The sequence below is a fragment of the Pseudomonas sp. SWRI22 genome (genome assembly GCF_014268395.2).
GTDB classification, from domain to species: Bacteria; Pseudomonadota; Gammaproteobacteria; order Pseudomonadales; family Pseudomonadaceae; genus Aquipseudomonas; species Aquipseudomonas paracarnis.
Window position 1 is genome coordinate 927,089 of sequence record NZ_JABWQK020000001.1, and the last position, 16,193, is coordinate 943,281.

General features: G+C 58.4%; 16 protein-coding genes. 12 read left to right on the forward strand and 4 right to left on the reverse strand.

What is annotated here, in order from left to right; all coding sequences use genetic code 11:
- The first annotated feature begins 19 nt into the window (after positions 1–19).
- The 9 genes from HU730_RS03845 to HU730_RS03885 all read left to right on the forward strand — a co-directional run bounded on the left by HU730_RS03845 (position 20) and on the right by HU730_RS03885 (position 8,335).
- Positions 20–646 (forward strand): dTMP kinase, encoded by a 627-nt coding sequence (locus tag HU730_RS03845; RefSeq protein WP_186527319.1) that lies wholly within the window; start codon positions 20–22, stop codon positions 644–646.
- Positions 647–656: 10 nt separating this feature from the next.
- A complete protein-coding gene (locus HU730_RS03850) occupies positions 657–1,436 on the forward strand; it encodes a hypothetical protein (protein ID WP_186527320.1) in 780 nt (259 codons plus the stop codon).
- Positions 1,437–1,442: 6 nt separating this feature from the next.
- A complete protein-coding gene (locus HU730_RS03855; protein WP_186527321.1) occupies positions 1,443–2,036 on the forward strand; it encodes a hypothetical protein in 594 nt (197 codons plus the stop codon).
- Positions 2,037–2,148: 112 nt separating this feature from the next.
- On the forward strand, positions 2,149–2,397 hold the full coding sequence (locus HU730_RS03860; RefSeq protein ID WP_186527322.1) for a CsbD family protein: 249 nt from the start codon (positions 2,149–2,151) through the stop codon (positions 2,395–2,397).
- A gap of 490 nt (positions 2,398–2,887) precedes the next feature.
- Positions 2,888–4,255 (forward strand): epoxide hydrolase family protein, encoded by a 1,368-nt coding sequence (locus HU730_RS03865; RefSeq protein ID WP_186527323.1) that lies wholly within the window; start codon positions 2,888–2,890, stop codon positions 4,253–4,255.
- A 62-nt stretch (positions 4,256–4,317) separates the two neighbouring features.
- On the forward strand, positions 4,318–5,391 hold the full coding sequence (locus tag HU730_RS03870; RefSeq protein WP_186527324.1) for an alpha/beta hydrolase: 1,074 nt from the start codon (positions 4,318–4,320) through the stop codon (positions 5,389–5,391).
- 24 nt (positions 5,392–5,415) lie between these two features.
- The gene (locus HU730_RS03875; RefSeq protein WP_186527325.1) at positions 5,416–5,925 is read left to right on the forward strand and encodes a cytochrome P460 family protein; all 510 of its coding nucleotides are present in this window, start codon (positions 5,416–5,418) and stop codon (positions 5,923–5,925) included.
- Positions 5,926–5,950: 25 nt separating this feature from the next.
- Positions 5,951–6,727: an alpha/beta hydrolase gene (locus tag HU730_RS03880; protein ID WP_054918943.1), complete on the forward strand. Its 777-nt coding sequence runs from the start codon at positions 5,951–5,953 to the stop codon at positions 6,725–6,727.
- A 189-nt stretch (positions 6,728–6,916) separates the two neighbouring features.
- Positions 6,917–8,335, forward strand: coding sequence for an aldehyde dehydrogenase family protein (locus HU730_RS03885; RefSeq protein WP_186527326.1), 1,419 nt, complete (start codon positions 6,917–6,919; stop codon positions 8,333–8,335).
- Between the two features lie 99 nt (positions 8,336–8,434).
- Here the strand turns inward: HU730_RS03885 and HU730_RS03890 are convergent, their stop codons facing one another.
- Positions 8,435–9,646: a cytochrome c biogenesis protein DipZ gene (locus HU730_RS03890; protein WP_186527327.1), complete on the reverse strand. Its 1,212-nt coding sequence runs from the start codon at positions 9,644–9,646 to the stop codon at positions 8,435–8,437.
- Between the two features lie 30 nt (positions 9,647–9,676).
- A complete protein-coding gene (locus tag HU730_RS03895) occupies positions 9,677–9,937 on the reverse strand; it encodes a DUF2790 domain-containing protein (RefSeq protein ID WP_014718446.1) in 261 nt (86 codons plus the stop codon).
- Between the two features lie 304 nt (positions 9,938–10,241).
- On the opposite strand from HU730_RS03895, the gene HU730_RS03900 reads away from it, so the two are divergent.
- Positions 10,242–10,982: a response regulator gene (locus tag HU730_RS03900; RefSeq protein WP_054918946.1), complete on the forward strand. Its 741-nt coding sequence runs from the start codon at positions 10,242–10,244 to the stop codon at positions 10,980–10,982.
- Positions 10,979–12,286: a HAMP domain-containing sensor histidine kinase gene (locus HU730_RS03905; protein WP_186527328.1), complete on the forward strand. Its 1,308-nt coding sequence runs from the start codon at positions 10,979–10,981 to the stop codon at positions 12,284–12,286. Before HU730_RS03900 ends, HU730_RS03905 begins: the two co-directional genes overlap by 4 nt.
- A 196-nt stretch (positions 12,287–12,482) precedes the next feature.
- On the opposite strand, the gene HU730_RS03910 is transcribed toward HU730_RS03905, so the two are convergent.
- Positions 12,483–13,028, reverse strand: coding sequence for a hypothetical protein (locus HU730_RS03910; RefSeq protein WP_186527329.1), 546 nt, complete (start codon positions 13,026–13,028; stop codon positions 12,483–12,485).
- A 134-nt stretch (positions 13,029–13,162) separates the two neighbouring features.
- A complete protein-coding gene (locus HU730_RS03915) occupies positions 13,163–14,776 on the reverse strand; it encodes a methyl-accepting chemotaxis protein (protein WP_014718459.1) in 1,614 nt (537 codons plus the stop codon).
- 157 nt (positions 14,777–14,933) lie between these two features.
- Between HU730_RS03915 and HU730_RS03920 the strand changes: the two genes are divergently transcribed.
- Positions 14,934–16,130, forward strand: a complete 1,197-nt coding sequence (locus HU730_RS03920; protein ID WP_186527330.1) for a multidrug effflux MFS transporter — start codon at positions 14,934–14,936, stop codon at positions 16,128–16,130.
- Positions 16,131–16,193: the final 63 nt, after the last annotated feature.

Sequence of the window (16,193 nt, forward strand, 5' to 3'; positions counted from 1 at the left end):
ACGATGATGCAGCGCCCGTATGACTCGTGCGCTGTTTATTTCGATGGATGGCCCCAAAGGCACCGGTAAAACCACGCTGTTGGAGGCCGTTACGACAGCGTTGAGGGCCGACAACCTAAAGGTCGTGCGACTGTGCGAGCGCAAGAGCGATCCCTGTCGAGCGCAAACGATGGCTCTGGTTAACACGTTCGCCCGAGATCCCAGCCGGGATCTGGAACTTGAGGTGTGTGAGCGCTTTGCCGACAGCCGCAGCTGGATTACTCGGAACGTACTGGCCGCGCAGCCACCTGACAGCATCATCCTGATGGATCGCTGGTACCCGTCTGATGCCGCGTTTCGTCGGTTGATACCCTTTGCAGACATTCTTGAGCTGAACATTAATCGGCAGGTGCAAGTGCCGGACCTGCACGTGGGGGTTGTCACCGCGGCGCAAATATCCTGGGCGCGGGCGGCAGCACGACGGCGGGGGTTGAGCAGTACGGTGATGTCTAAGCTGGAGGAGCAAGTTGCGTGTACCGAGGCGTTTGAGCGAGCGGCTGTGGAGCAGGGGTGGGTAGTGTGTCGCAATGAAGGGACGATTGAAGAGGCGGTGAGGCGGGTGGTTTTGCAGATATATAAGGTCCTTCATCCCAAGCATCAGGAGTAACGGAGTGCCGTTGAACCAGCAAGATCAGGATGATGTTGGTCATCAGAACAAACGTCACCGAACGAAGAAACTCTATGAAAACGTCGTGATAGGAAACTTCCTGTACGGTCTCGGATTCGCCGTGCGGTCATGTCTAGACGCAAACACCTCGATCCCAAGCGTGGTCAACCTGCTACAGCAGACGCCTGCAGACAAAGAGCTGGCTGACGTACTGCTGAGCTTTCCAGGTGTCGTGCGCTTGATCGAATTCAAGATGAAGGGCGCCAGCCTGAAAAAAGAACGGCTGCGACATCGTTTACTCATGGCCGCCCTTACAGGTGAGAATCAGGTATTGGTCGAAACGTCCAGAAGCCTGCACTGGTATGTGGAGGTGGGCGCCAATGACACCGACACGCCTTTGGTTTCGCGAGCCGTGCCTTATCTGGACGCCTTCGACGAAGAACACTTGGCGTTGTCCGCGGGAAGCCTTGAACGACTCGTGGAGCAAACCGCGCGCGAAGCTGTTCGCGGCCTGGACCCGATGATGCGCGAGCGTTCACAGATATACCTGCGATTTTTACGCAATATTCAAGCTGACGACCTGGTGGGCGCAGGTGGTGTGCTTCTGGTCATGGGCGCAGGTGGAGCAATGCATTTTGTTCAGCTGCGAGACGTCTGTGATTTGAGTATGCCGCACAGGCAATGGCTGGAGCTGGAAATGAGCGGTCCGCAGCTGGAGCGATCTGTGCCTGCGTTGGAGCGAAGCATGAAGCGTCCCAAACACCGCGACGGCCCCGAATATGGAAGGTAATGACCCATGGACGAACACGTGAACGAGAATGACCTCAGCCTGCGGGCCATGGCCGTTGCTGCCAAGGGCATCATGAGCGCAGCGGAAAATGACAGAAAAGCCGCTGAGCAGGCGATTGCGCGCCTTGGCTATCTGGAAAAACGTGTTGAGCAGAGCCTGCAACAGATTCCGACGATACTGGGCGCTTCAGCGGCGCAGATCGCAGATTCAGTGGCTTCAAAGGCGGCCGAGCAGTTGGTTGGCAGGTTCAGACAGGCCGATGCCGCGGCGCTTGATGCGGCGCAAAAGTACCAGGCCGCCAGTGACAGCCTTAAGCGTCGATTCTGGCTCAGCATCTTCGCCATTCATCTAGGTGTGGTATTGCCTCTGGCGTTGCTGTTTTTCTTTGCGGTCCCCAGCACCGATGAGATTGCGCAAAGGCAACGAGAGTTAGCGGTGCTTGAGCAAAACATAGACGCGTTGAAACGCCAGGGTGGTGACGCTGCCATTATTGACTGCGAGGGACGCCCGTGCGTGCGCACGCGAGAGGTCCCGGGCGAAAATCCCTATCACGATGCCGCTACAGAGAAGAAGACTTATCGGTTGATCTGGACCAAGTGAGCTTCATCAACTTTGAACTAATCACTAAGCCTGTCCACCTAACGCTTTGCACGTTGCCTCAAGCCCGGGGTTTTCCTGGGTTACCCAATCACACACGAAGGTTTGGTTAATCATGAAGAGCGAACAGGTAGAAGGCGTTGTAGAAAAGGTTGCTGGCAAAGCGCAGAGCGCAGTCGGGAAGCTTTTTGGCGATTCGAAGTTGGAAGCTGAGGGCGCTGGACGCCAGGCTGCGGGTCAACTGACGCAAACCTATGGTGACGCACTGCACAGCGTTTCTACATTCGTCAAAGAAAAACCGGTTGCTGCACTGGCAATCGGGGCTGTTGCTCTACTGGTGCTGAAGAGATTGCTTGGTCGCTGAACAGCAGTAGCTTCAATAAGATTGCTAACGCGGTAGAAACGATGGTGAACGCTAACCAGAATCAGGGGCAAATTTCTGCAGTTTCTTGCAGGCGTGGTAGGGCGTGAAGTGGAGCGGGGTATCTGCCTGTTCCTTGGGTAGCCAAGTCATGCTGCCTGGCAATCGACGCGGTCTCTATGCCCTTTGCCGAGCTTGATGGGCTGAAAAGCCCTTATGTTTTCCAGGTCCCAGAAAAGCCAATGCCCCGACAAGTCGGGGCATTGGCTTTTTTATGAGCGAGTGGTCGGTTTGTATCGTTTTGTATCTGCGCTTTGGATAGATACACAGCGATTCCTTTAAGTCGGTTGATGACACATACGGGATACCTACGGGGCTTTAAATGAACCCATCGAGAAGGCGCAAACCTTCTCCAATGGATGACTCATTTAACTCGCGGCTATCTCTGCGCGTTTCGCGACGTTGTCGACCAATGACTTATAGGAAATTCAAAATGCCTGCAGCTACGTTCGGTTTCACCTGGCGCCATTGTCTGGCTTCTTCCGTGAGAATGGGCGCTTTGGGATTGGCCCTGATAGCCGGCAGCGGTGGTGCCTGGGCTGTTGGCCCGGCCGCCGATGCGTCAGTTGCCAGCTCGGCCTCGACCAGTCCCGAATCGATTAGACCTTATCGAATTCACGTCGATGAAGCGCAATTGACCGATCTGAAAAAGCGCATTGCGGCGACCCGCTGGCCGGACAAAGAGACCGTCAATGACGTTTCCCAAGGCGTGCAGTTGGCCCAGGTCCAGGCGCTGGTGAAGTATTGGGGCAGCGGCTATGACTGGCGCAAGGCCGAAGCGAAGCTTAATGCGCTGCCTGAATTCATCACGACTATCGACGGCGTGGATATTCAATTCATCCATGTTCGCTCGCCAAACCCCAACGCGATGCCGCTGCTTCTGACACACGGATGGCCTGGCTCACAGTTTGAGTTCCTGAAGACGATCGGCCCTCTGACGGATCCCGTTGCTTACGGCGGTAAGGTTGAAGATTCGTTCGACGTGATCATTCCATCGATTCCGGGACACGGTTTTTCCGGTAAGCCAACTGAATTGGGCTGGGGGCCGGATCGAGTCGCGAAGGCTTGGGATGTGCTCATCAAGCGTCTGGGTTATACCCACTATGTTTCCCAGGGCGGAGATCACGGTTCGGTCATATCGGATGCATTGGGCCGCCTGAGTCCGCCGGGGCTGTTGGGCATTCACTTGAACATGCCGGCCACCATCCCGCCCGAATTGGTCAAGCCGATCAATAGTGGTGACCCGGCCCCTGAAGGGCTCACTAAGCCTGAACGCAAGGCGTTTGATTCCTTGAGCACCTTCTTCGGCCGCAATGCAGCATACGGCGCGATGATGGTTACGCGCCCGCAGACTATCGGTTACCTGCTGGCCGATTCGCCTACCGGAACTGCCGCGTGGATGTACGAAAAAATCGCCGCGTGGACGGACAGTGATGGCAAGCCTGAACGGGTATTGAGCCGTGACGAGATGCTGGACGATATCAGCCTGTACTGGCTGACGAACGCAGGCGCATCGTCATCGCGTTTCTACTGGGAAAACAACAACAACAATTTCAGCGCTGCCGCGCAGAACACCGCAAGCATCAAGGTGCCGGTGGCGATCACGGTCTTCCCGCACGAGATCTATCAGGCGCCAAAAAGCTGGGCGCAACGCGCTTACCCATCACTTTCCTATTACAGCGAGGTTAACAAGGGCGGCCACTTCGCTTCCTGGGAGCAACCTCAATTGTTCAGCGAAGAGTTGCGGGAGGCCTTCCGGCCGCTGCGCGCCAAGCTGAGCGCAACGAAGACAGCCCAGTAGCTCACACGCAACCCAGCCAACACACCTGGCCGCTATTCGGCGGCTCGCTACGGAGAAACACCATGGAGATGACCTTGCTGAACAATCAAAATAAATCCAGCCGCCTGCGGGGTCTTGCCCCATCGCTGTTGGCAGCAGCGGTGCTGCAATTCGCGGCGGTGGCTGTCGGTTTTTCCCAAGCCAGCGCGGCTGATGTACCCGCGTCCACCATTGGGGCTATCACCCCGGGAGCTCACACCTCTCTCGGTGCACTTAAGCATGTGAAAGCGGGGCTGCTGAACGTTTCTTACGCGGAACTCGGCCCAGCCGATGGTCCTGTGGTCATTTTGTTGCACGGCTGGCCCTACGATATCAACGCATACGCTGATGTCGCTCCTGCTTTGGCGGGCAAGGGATATCGAGTGTTGATCCCTTCTGCGCGTGGTTATGGCGATACGCATTTTCTCTCGGCCAAGACTGCTCGCAATGGTCAACCTGGTGCGCTGGCGACCGACCTGATCGACTTCATGGACGCGCTGAAAATCAAGACGGCGGTGCTGGGTGGGTTTGACTGGGGCGCCCGCACTGCAGATGTCGTTGCCGCACTGTGGCCGGAAAGAGTGAAAGCCCTGGTCGCTGTGAGCGGTTATTTGATAGGCAGCCAAGAGGCGGGCAAGGCGCCATTGCCGCCAGCCGCCGAACTGCAGTGGTGGTACCAGTTCTACTTCGCGACCGAGCGTGGGCGCCTGGGCTACGAGAAAAACACCCATGACTTCGCCAAGCTCATCTGGAAGCTGGCGTCGCCACAGTGGAATTTCGACGACGCCACTTATGAGCGCAGCGCGGCGTCCTTGCAAAACCCTGATCACGTGGCCGTGTCGATTTTCAACTATCGCTGGCGCCTGGGGTTGGTCAAGGGCGAGGCCAGATACGACGCGCTGGAGAAGAAACTCGCGGCATTTCCATCCATCAGTGTGCCCACCATCACCCTGGAAGGTGATGCGAACGGCGCACCGCATCCACCTGCAGAAGCGTACGCCAAGCGCTTCACTGGCAAGTATGAGTACCGATTGATCACCGGTGGAGTAGGCCACAACTTGCCGCAGGAAGCGCCGAAAGCCTTCGCCCAGGCGGTGATCGACGCCGATCATCTTTGAAAACCGGCTGAGAGGATGGCGAGAATGAAGCTGAAATTTCTGGCCGCGATGTCGGCTGCCATTGCAATCGCAGCGTTGAGCGCTACCGGTGTGGCCTCGGGCGACGCCAGTACTGGCGACGCCTCACCAATCTATGGCGTGAAATTGCCGGAAAACTACCGCCTATGGCCGCTGATTGCCCCGGCGCAGGAAGCGGCCCCCTTGAACGAGCTGCGAGCCGTGGTGGGCAATGACTTGGCCATCAAGGCTTATCAGGATTCAACGCTGCCGTTCCCTGATGGCACGGTGCTGGTAAAGCTGGCCTGGAAACATGTGCAGTCTCCGGAATTCGAGCCGGCGTCCATCCCGGGGCCGGCCACGACCGTGCAGGTGATGGTCAAGGACTCGAAAAGATATGCAACAACCGGTGGCTGGGGATTCGGGCGGTTTATCAACGGTAAACCGGCCGATGAAGCCCAACACGAAACCTGCTTCGCCTGTCACCAGGCGCGAGTGCGTAATCACGATTTTGTCTTCACGCGCTTCGCTCCCTGATTTCCCGTCAAACCCGGAGTCAACAATGAAAAAAGTATTAACCGCACTGGCCGTCGCCGTCAGCCTGAGCATGGCGACACACGCCTGGTCGCAAACTGAAAAACCCACGATTGTGCTTGTACATGGTGCCTTTGCCGATGCGTCGAGCTGGAATGGCGTCGTGAAGATTCTCGAGAAGGACGGTTACCCGGTGGTTGCCGCTGCCAACCCATTGCGCGGTGTAAAGAGCGATGGGTCGGCAATCTCGGCATTGCTGACGAGCATTCATTCGCCGGTGGTGTTGGTCGGCCATTCCTATGGCGGCAACGTTATCAGTGATGCGGCCAACGATCATGCAAACGTCAAAGCCCTGGTTTACGTCAGTGCGTTTGCACCTGAGGCCGGGGAAACCGTCGCCGGGCTGGCCGGCAAATTCCCGGGCAGCACGCTGGGTCCAACGCTGGCTGCGCCTGTACCGCTGGCTGATGGGGGCAAGGACTTGTACATCCAGCAGGACAAATTTCACAACCAGTTCGCCGCTGACGTCCCCGCGAAAGAGGCGGCATTGATGGCCGCCACCCAACGCCCGGTAACGGAAGCGGCGCTCAACGAAGCGTCCGGCAGCCCTGCCTGGAAGCATATTCCGTCCTGGTACATCTACGGCGACAAGGACAAGAACATTCCCCCGCAAGCCATGGCATTCATGGCCAAGCGCGCCGCTGCCAAAGCCGTGGAAGTGGTCAAGGGCGCTTCCCATGTCGTGATGGTTTCGAACCCGGAACCGGTTGCCCGCCTCATCGAAAAAGCCGCCACGGCGAAATGACATGCCAAGGGCGAAGCGGCGTTTTCAGCGCTCTACGCCGAGGCGAGTTTTGCACGTCGCCCGGCGGGTTTCGTTTTGAAGTTGTGCAACGCTGAAACGCAAGAGAGGGGGTATTCGACGCGGCCAACGCCTGGGCACACCGGGCGTTGTGCTTATCGCGGGCAACCGCAATCAATCAAGTACGCCACGATGTGGAAGATCAATCACAGTTACATTGACGGAGCATTCGTTTCCGTTCATGGCAATGAAACGGTGCAATGCATCAATCCGGCTACCGAGGCGGTCATCGGTACGCTCACTCTGGCTGATCGTGAAGATGCCAGGCGCGCTATCGCGGCGGCTTCGCATGCTCAAGTCGCGATGGGCCGCACCTCCAAGGCCGAGCGTATCGACATGCTCGAGCAGTTGCAGGCTGCCGTGCTGGCGAGCACGAATGAAATTCGCGATACCGCCATCGAAGAGTACGGTGCGCCGTTTGCCCGTGCGCAATGGGTCAGTCGCTACGCTTCACAGTCATTTACCAATGCGGCGCAGGTGTTGAAACACTTCGACCTGAGCCGTTCGGTCGGTGACGCTACCGTGGTGATGGAGCCGGTCGGAGTCGCGGCGCTGTTTGCCCCCTGGAACAGCACCGCCGGGACGATATGCAGCAAACTGGCATCAGCCATCGCGGCGGGTTGTGCCTCGGTCATCAAACCGAGCGAGTTGAGCCCCTTGCAAACCACCGTGCTCGCCCAAGCGCTGCATCGCGCAGAGTTGCCCAACGGGGTTTTCAATATTCTGTTGGGACGCGGCAGTGATGTGGGTGACGAAATCAGCGCCAGCCCACTCATCGCGAAAATTTCATTCACCGGGTCCACCGCCACCGGAAAGCTCATTGCACGTGCCGGAATCGAGACCATGAAGCGAGTGAGCCTGTCGCTCACGGGGAAGTCGGCCTCTATCATCCTGGATGACGCCGATCTCGACATCGCCATTCCCCTGGCTCTGAATGCTGCGTTCATGAACAACGGTCAGGCATGTGTCGCTGGCACACGCCTGCTGGTGCCACGCACGCACGCCGAGGACATTATCAAGCGCGTGAAAAGCCTGGTTGAAGCGATGGTCGTCGGCGATCCGCAGGATCCGGCCACTGCTCTCGGGCCGCTGGTCAATCGCGCCCAATTCGACCGCGTACAAGCTTTCATCCGCCGCGGGCAGGCGCAAGGCGCGACGTTGATTATCGGCGGGGAGGGCAGGCCGACCGGCTTGGACAAGGGCTATTTCGTCAGGCCTACGGTCTTTGCCGACGTCAGCAATGACATGGACATCGCGCAAGAGGAGATTTTCGGCCCGGTGCTATCGATCATTGCGTATGACTCGCAAGAACAGGCGATCGCTATTGCCAATGCCAGTCTCTACGGTTTGCAGGCTTATGTGTTTACCCGGCAACCGGAGCGTGCCCAACGCCTGGCGACCCAGCTGCAGGCCGGCTCGGTGTTGATCAACAGAATTTCGCCAGAGCTGCTGGCGCCGTTCGGCGGGGTAAAGCAGTCCGGTGTCGGCCGGGAGTTTGGAGTCTTTGGGCTGGAAGCATTTCTTGAGGCCAAAAGCATCGTGTCGGATTAGCCTGGGGTTGGCGGGAGAGGGTGGTCGCGCAACCCAGGCCGCAGGAGAAAAAGCTAATGGCCCACAGCACGTTGCCTGTGGGCCATGGGTTTTCAAGGGTTACGCGGCTGGAGCTTTCGCCTCCTGCAGCAGTTGCTGAATCATCTTTTCCTGCGTCTCGTAGCGACCTTCTCCGAAGTGGGTGAAACGCACTTGCCCTTTGGCGTCGATCAGGTAGTGCGCGGGCCAGTACTGGTTATCGAAGTTGCGCCAGATCGCGTAGTTGTTATCGATGGCTACCGGGTAAGTGATGCCGAGCTTTTTCACCTCATCCCTGACATTGCTGATGATGCGTTCAAAACCGTATTCCGGGGTGTGGACGCCGATTACCACCAAGCCATCCTTCTCGTACTTCTGCGCCCAGTCCTTCACGTACGGCAGGGTGTGCTGGCAATTGATGCAGTCGTAAGTCCAGAAATTGACGAGCACCACTTTGCCTCTGAGCGATTCACTGGTCAGCGCGGGCGAATTGAGCCATTCCACCGCGCCGGACAGCGACGGCATCGGGCCTTGGGAGTTGTCGAGGGTGGGTTCGGCCTTGGCCTTGCTTACCAGGTATTCGACGACTTTGGGGACGCTTTGCAGCACGCCTTTTTCCAGCACGCTGACGCCTTCGGACGACGCCCCGGCCAACAGCGTCTTGTCGGCACCGGTAGAAATCATCAGCGCTGCGGCCAGGACCGCAAAACCGGTGACGCGCCGCAGCCAACCAGTGACCGGAATCGAGGCCTTCAGGCGATTGACTAAACCGCGTCCGGCGAAAATCAGCGTACCCAACGACAGTGCACTGCCCAGGCCGTAGGCCACCAGCAGCAGGCTGGTTCGCGCATTGGCGCCTTGCAGCATGGCGCCGGTAAGGATCACCCCGAGGATAGGCCCGGCGCACGGCGCCCAGAGCAGGCCGGTGGCGACGCCGATCATCAGTGAACCCAGCGGCCCGGACATTTTGCGCGTCTGGGGGTCGAGACGATTGCCCAGTAACACGAACGGGCTGGCCAGCCAGCCACTGATTCGTGCCGAGATCAGCGACGAGGCAAACAGCGCCATCACCACCAGTGCCACATGACGCCCGGCGTTGTTGGCCTGAATCACCCATTCACTGCTGACCACGGCCAGGCTGGAAATCAGCGCGAAGGTCAGAACCATGCCACCAAGGGTAAGCAGGATCGAGGAGCGTGTGCGGTCGATACCGGCGAACAGAAATGGCACGACCGGCAGGATACAAGGGCTGAGGACGGTCAATAAGCCGCCCAGGAATGCGATGAGGAACATAAGGGTCTCCTGATGAAATGTGGGCAGGGCTCAGTTATCGCTGTGGCATTCGGCAAATTTGCGGTAGTTCAGGATCTCGGTCTTGCCCTGCGAATTCAGGTAGGTCAGCTGGGCATCGACAATGCCGCAGGCAGCCCCGGCATCCTGTGTCAATGCCACCACTTTCTGGATGTCCAGGTGCGTGCCGTAGGTGTAGGTCTGCGGCGTGACGTCGGCTTCGGCGCGGGCCGAGAAGGTGCAGATATTCAGGGCGGCAAACAGGCAAGTGGCATAGAGGGTATTGGTGTTCATGGTCGTTTCCTCAAGGCTTCAAGGGTTGGGTCGTTCAGTTGAGTCGAGGCGCTTGGGTTGGCCTCGATGTGGCTCATTAGAAGCCCGCGAGGTATCTCGTCTGTGTCAAAAACAGGCGCGGATAAATCGGTTCGTATCAGGATCCCGTCCCGATACACAGCCATACAAAACCTAGGAAATTGTTGTTTTTGCCTCTGCATGTATCCTTCGCCACAGCAGATACACTGCAATACAAACCGCCGCGGGCGAACGGGCTCAGCCTCTATAGACTGAGCCGCAATTTCCAATGACAGAGGCTTGGCCCATGGAACACGTTGATCACATCCTCATCGTGGACGATGACCGTGAGATTCGAGAGATGGTAGGCAACTACCTGAAGAAGAACGGCCTGCGGACCACCGTGGTTGCCGATGGCCGCCAGATGCGCTCGTTTCTCGAGGCCACGCCGGTAGACCTGATCGTGCTGGACATCATGATGCCCGGCGACGATGGCTTGGTGCTCTGCCGCGACATTCGCGCCGGCAAACACAAGGCCACGCCGGTGCTGATGCTGACCGCCCGCAACGACGAAACCGATCGCATCATCGGCTTGGAAATGGGCGCCGACGATTACCTGGTCAAGCCGTTCGCCGCCCGTGAATTGCTGGCGCGCATCAACGCTGTGCTGCGCCGCACGCGCATGCTGCCGCCCAACCTGGTCGTTACCGAAACCGGAAGGTTGCTGGGGTTCGGGCGCTGGCGCCTGGACACCTCCGCCCGCCATCTGCTTGATGAAGACGGCACCATGGTCGCCCTCAGCGGCGCTGAATATCGCCTGCTGCGGGTGTTCCTCGACCATCCGCAACGGGTACTCAATCGTGACCAGTTGCTCAACCTGACCCAGGGCCGTGATGCCGACCTGTTCGACCGTTCCATTGATCTGCTGGTCAGCCGCCTGCGCCAACGCCTGCTTGACGATGCCCGCGAGCCGGCTTACATCAAAACCGTGCGCAGCGAAGGGTATGTCTTCTCGCTGCCCGTGGAAGTGCTTGGAGCACCGGCATGAAGCCTTCGCTGCATTGGCCTCGTACCCTCGTCTCGCGGCTGTCGCTGATCTTTCTGGTAGGGCTGACCCTGGCGCAGGCCTTGTCCTTCGGCGTGCAGTATTACGAGCGTTACGAAACCGCGAAAAACACCATGCTCGGTAACCTGGAAACCGATGTATCGACGTCCATTGCCATCCTTGACCGCTTGCCCGCCGAGGAACGCATGAGTTGGTTGAAACAACTGGATCGACGCAATTACCGCTATTTGCTCGGCGAAGGCTCGCCAGGCGTCGCTCTGCGTGACACGCCGATTGCAGTGACCTCGATCAAGGAGGCCATCGGCAAGGATTACCCGATGACCGTGACAGACATTCCCGGGCCTATCAAACATTTCCAGGTCCATCTGAAACTGGCCGACGGCAGCCCGGTGACCATCGACGTGCGCCCCTCGATGGTGCCGTTGTCGCCGTGGCTGCCGGTGGTTTTGCTGGGCCAGTTGGCCTTGATGATTCTATGCGCGTGGCTGGCTGTGCGTATTGCCATACGCCCGCTGACCCGCCTGGCCCAGGCCGTGGAAAACCTTGATCCCAACACTCACCCGGTGCATCTGGATGAACAAGGCCCGACCGAAGTCGCACACGCTGCCATCGCCTTCAATGCCATGCAGGCGCGCATTGCGACCTATCTGAAAGAACGCATGCAACTGCTGGCGGCGATTTCCCACGACCTGCAAACCCCGATCACGCGCATGAAGCTGCGTGCCGAATTGATGGACGACTGCGGTGACAAAGACAAATTGTGGAATGACCTCGGCGAGATGGAGCATCTGGTGCGTGAAGGCGTTGCCTATGCCCGCAGCGTGCATGGCGCCACCGAGGAAAGCCGCCGTACCGATCTTGATTCATTCCTCGACAGCCTCGTGTTCGACTACCAGGACATGGGCAAGGACGTGCAGCTCAGCGGCAAAAGCAACGCAGTGATTCACACGCGGCCCCACGCGCTGCGCCGAGTGCTAGTAAACCTCACGGATAACGCGCTCAAATTCGCCGGTGCAGCGCAACTGCGGGTGGAGCCGAAGGAGGGCGACAGCCTCTCGGTGACCGTGATGGATCGTGGTCCCGGCATTGCCGAAGAGGAGCTGGCCCGTGTGATTGAGCCATTTTACCGCGTGGAAAATTCGCGCAACCGCAGCACCGGCGGCACGGGCCTGGGCCTGGCTATCGCCCAGCAACTGACACAAGCCCTCGGCGGCACCCTGACCTTGAGAAACCGCGAAGGCGGCGGACTGTGCGCTGAACTGAGATTACCGACGCGCTTATCGTAGGAGGAGCGAAGCGTCGCTAGATGGGCATGACCCGTTGAGAGAGTAGGCGTAAAAACGAATTCGTCGAATCAGTGACTTACGTAGCTCATGAACCTATAAGGCATAACACTTCGTTTAACATAATATACATTATGCGAATCGTCGTATGCGGGGTTGGAGGGCTCTGGTGGTCAGATTTGAAGCCTGGCACGGGCTCTTACGCATCACCTGGTCCAGCTTGCAGACTGGCGATGTAACTCACAATGAATGCGTCCTCCGATCCGCGCTCCTTGTGATAACCAACCACGTTGGCCAGCGTCCACCGCAGCAACCTCATCAGCACCGGATCGGAAAACTTCCAGCTGCTCGACTCGTACTGATACCGGCTGTTGGTGAAAACATCTCGGTACCGCTCGAACGAATCTTCTTGGCTGTCCAAGGCCAACGCTTTACGAATGTCTGCAGGCACGGCATGAAACAAGGTCAACAGATCGTGACCGTCACGACGCTGATCGGCTGGCGTCTTGCCGGTTGACTGAAGATGCTTGTGAGCCGCTTTGAGTGCATCAACGTCAATCGTGTAGGTTTCACCGGACGTATCTTGATGCTGGTCTGGTACAGAAATGAAGCTTTTCAGCAGTATTTCCATGCCAATCGCTGCGTTAACCATGGAAACATGTGGGAGGTTTTGGGCGTCTAGAAGCTCAGAAGCTTTGAGATAATTATGGGCGCTTTCGAGCATCCAGCCTGGAAAGTGATTCATTTAACAGAGATCCTTAAAGATGCATGCCATCGGAACATAGCTCATCAGGTGGGCTACCCTGCCCTCATAATATAGCCATAAAGAATAACTATGCTAAATGACTATTTAGTATAGTTATATCTGATTGTCATGCCTCAGAGCCTAAACCTATCCACCGACTGCGAAAGCTTCCCCGCCAAACTCGACAATTCATCCGTCGTCGACGCCGTCTCGCCAATCACCCGACTGTTACTTTCCGACATTCCCGCAATCCTCTCCACCTGATGAGCAATCTCATTACTGGCCAGGCTCTGCTCACTAATAGTGCGGGAAATATCGTTGACCAATTCAGTGGTGCTCAGCGTGGCCTGGAGGATCTCGCGAATGGCACGTTCCACTTCGGCAGTCACCGCCATGCCCTTGTCCACTTGGGCAACGCCCTCCTCCATGCTGATCACCGCTTCACGGGTGTTTTGCTGGATACTCCCGACCATGCTGGCGATTTCCTGGGTGGAGGCGCTGGTGCGTCCGGCCAGGCTGCGCACTTCATCGGCGACCACCGCAAAACCGCGCCCTTGTTCACCGGCGCGGGCGGCTTCGATGGCGGCGTTCAGGGCCAGCAGGTTGGTCTGGTCGGCAATCCCCTTGATCACCTGGATAATGCTGTAGATCGCCTCGGACTCCTTGTCCAGCGTGCGGATCACTTGGGCTGACTGTTGGGCAGAACGGGCGATGCCATCCATGTCGCTGACCACCTGGTGGATAACCCGGCCGCCGTCCTTGGCCAGGGTTTCAGCCTGACTGGCCATGTCCAGGGCACGTTGGGCGTGACGGGTGATCTCTTCGATACTGGCGGTCATTTCGCTCGCGGCGGCGGCCATGGTGCTGGCGGCGACGCTTTGTTGCTGGCTGCTGCCTGCCACTTCATGGCAACCCTGGCTGAGGCGCTCGCTCATGCCATTGACGCCATGGGCATTGCTGCGAACCACTTCGATCATGCCGCGCAAATCCCGCTGCATCGTCGCCAGGCTGCGAATCAGTGCACTGGCTTCGTCCTGGTTCTTGGGTTCGGCAATCGGCTCGCTCAGGTTGCCATGGGCAATGCTCTGGGCAATACGGCTGGCGGTGCGCAACGGCCCCATGATGCTCAGGGTCACCCAACGTCCTTGTGCCAGCAGCAACAGCAGGCTCGCCCCCAATACGATAATCAAGGTCCAGTTAGCGTTACTGATGGTTTGCCGGGTACCGGTGCTGGTGAGTTGGGTATTGTTTTCGATCAGTTCGCTCAACGCCGCCATTTGTTCTTCCAACTGGCTGAACGCGGCATTGAAGGTCTGCAGTTCCCCTCGTGCGGCCTCTGGATTCTCCAGGGCCAGCGCCACGATGCGCTCGCCGGCACTGATGTAGGTGTCCAGGCTGGGTTTGATTTTTTCCAGGCTGGCCTTGATCGAGGCGTCCAACGGCAGCTTGAGATTGTCCGCCAGCACCTCGCGAAAATGCTCGGCATGCTCCTTGATCGAGCTGTTGACCTCAGCCGGCGTACTGGTGCTTTTGCCCAGCCCGACCAACATCGCCGACAGTACATCCGCACGCAGGGCGTCGTGCATCATGTCGGCTTCCATGTGGTTGCGCAGTACCGTCATGCTGACGTCGTTGTCCTGTACCGCATCGGCCATCCGCGTATTGCCCAGGTAGCCAGCCAGGCTCATGATCAAAGCCGTGAGCAACCCGGTCGCAATCAACAGCACCAAGCGTAATTTGATCGTCATAGTGGTACCCCGTGCCAGGAACGCCGGTTGGGAACCCAACCGTTTCAATGTCGCTGCTAGCTGTATCGGCAGCTGTTGCTTGTTAGTGAAGCCTAAGTTTGCGGATCTGCGCGGTTCCCTTAAGCTGACCGTCCGTTGCTCTACCTGGATCTGCCAAATGCCTCAACGTATCGCCCGTCTCGCCCTGTTGCTGGGCTTGATCACCGCCGTCGGCCCGTTTGCCATCGACATCTACCTGCCGGCGCTGCCGACCCTGGGCGCCAGCCTCCAGGCCTCGCCGGCGGCCGTACAGATGAGTTTGACGGTGTTCTTCATGATTATCGGCGTGTGCCAGTTGTTCTACGGCCCACTCAGCGATGTGTTCGGGCGTAAACCACCGATTTATGCAGGTTTGGTGATCTTTGCCATTGGCAGCGTCGGCTGCGCACTGGCCCCGACGATCGAAGTGCTGATCGGCTTTCGAGCCATACAAGCGTTCGGTGCCTGTGCGGGTATGGTGATCCCCCGGGCGATTGTCCGTGACCTGTACACCGGCCATGAAGCGGCGCGTCTGATGGCTTTGTTGATGCTGGTGATGAGTGTTTCGCCGATCCTCGCGCCACTGGCCGGTAGCCTGGTGATTTCGATCTGGAGTTGGCGCGAAGTGTTTGCCGTGTTGGCGGTGGTGGCCGTGCTGTGCCTGGTGATGACCGCAGTACAACTGCCAGAAACCCACCCAGCCGAGCGCCGCCTGGGCAAGACACTGGGCCAGGCGTTCGGCAGTTATGGCGCCCTCCTCCGCGACCCGGTCTTTACGGGTTTGTCGGTGGTGTGCGGGTTTGGCCTGGCCACCTTCTTCGTGTTCATCGGCAGCGCGCCCTTCGTGTACATCGAGTTTTTTGGCCTGACACCGACCCAGTTCAGCCTGTGCTTTGCGCTCAACGCGGCCTCGTTTTTCGCCATGAGCCAACTGACCGCCCGCCTCAGCGCCCGCTTTGGGCTGGCGCCGTTAATTCGCTGGTCGGTGGTGGGCGTGGCGGCGGTCATGAGCTTGCTGGCGGCAACTACGCTGTGGGGTGACAGCCTGGGCTTGATGATGGGGCTGTTGTTTATCGGTTTCGGCTTTCTTGGCCTGCTATTGCCGGCGGCCGGGGTACTGTCGCTGGAGGATCATGGTGCGGTGGCAGGTTCTGCGTCTGCACTGCTGGGTGCGATCCAGATGGTCACAGCGGCTGTGGCGATGACCTTGGTGGGTATCTTTGCCGACCATACACCGGCGCCGATGTTGATCGGCATTGCGCTGTGTGCGCTTGCCGCGATGCTCACCACGCTATGGACCATACGTCGCTTGCCGGCCCACCTGGCCTCATCCTGAGATCGCCATCGGACGTATCCCCCCTGTAGGAGCGAGCTTGCTCGCGAAAGACTCACAGGCGCC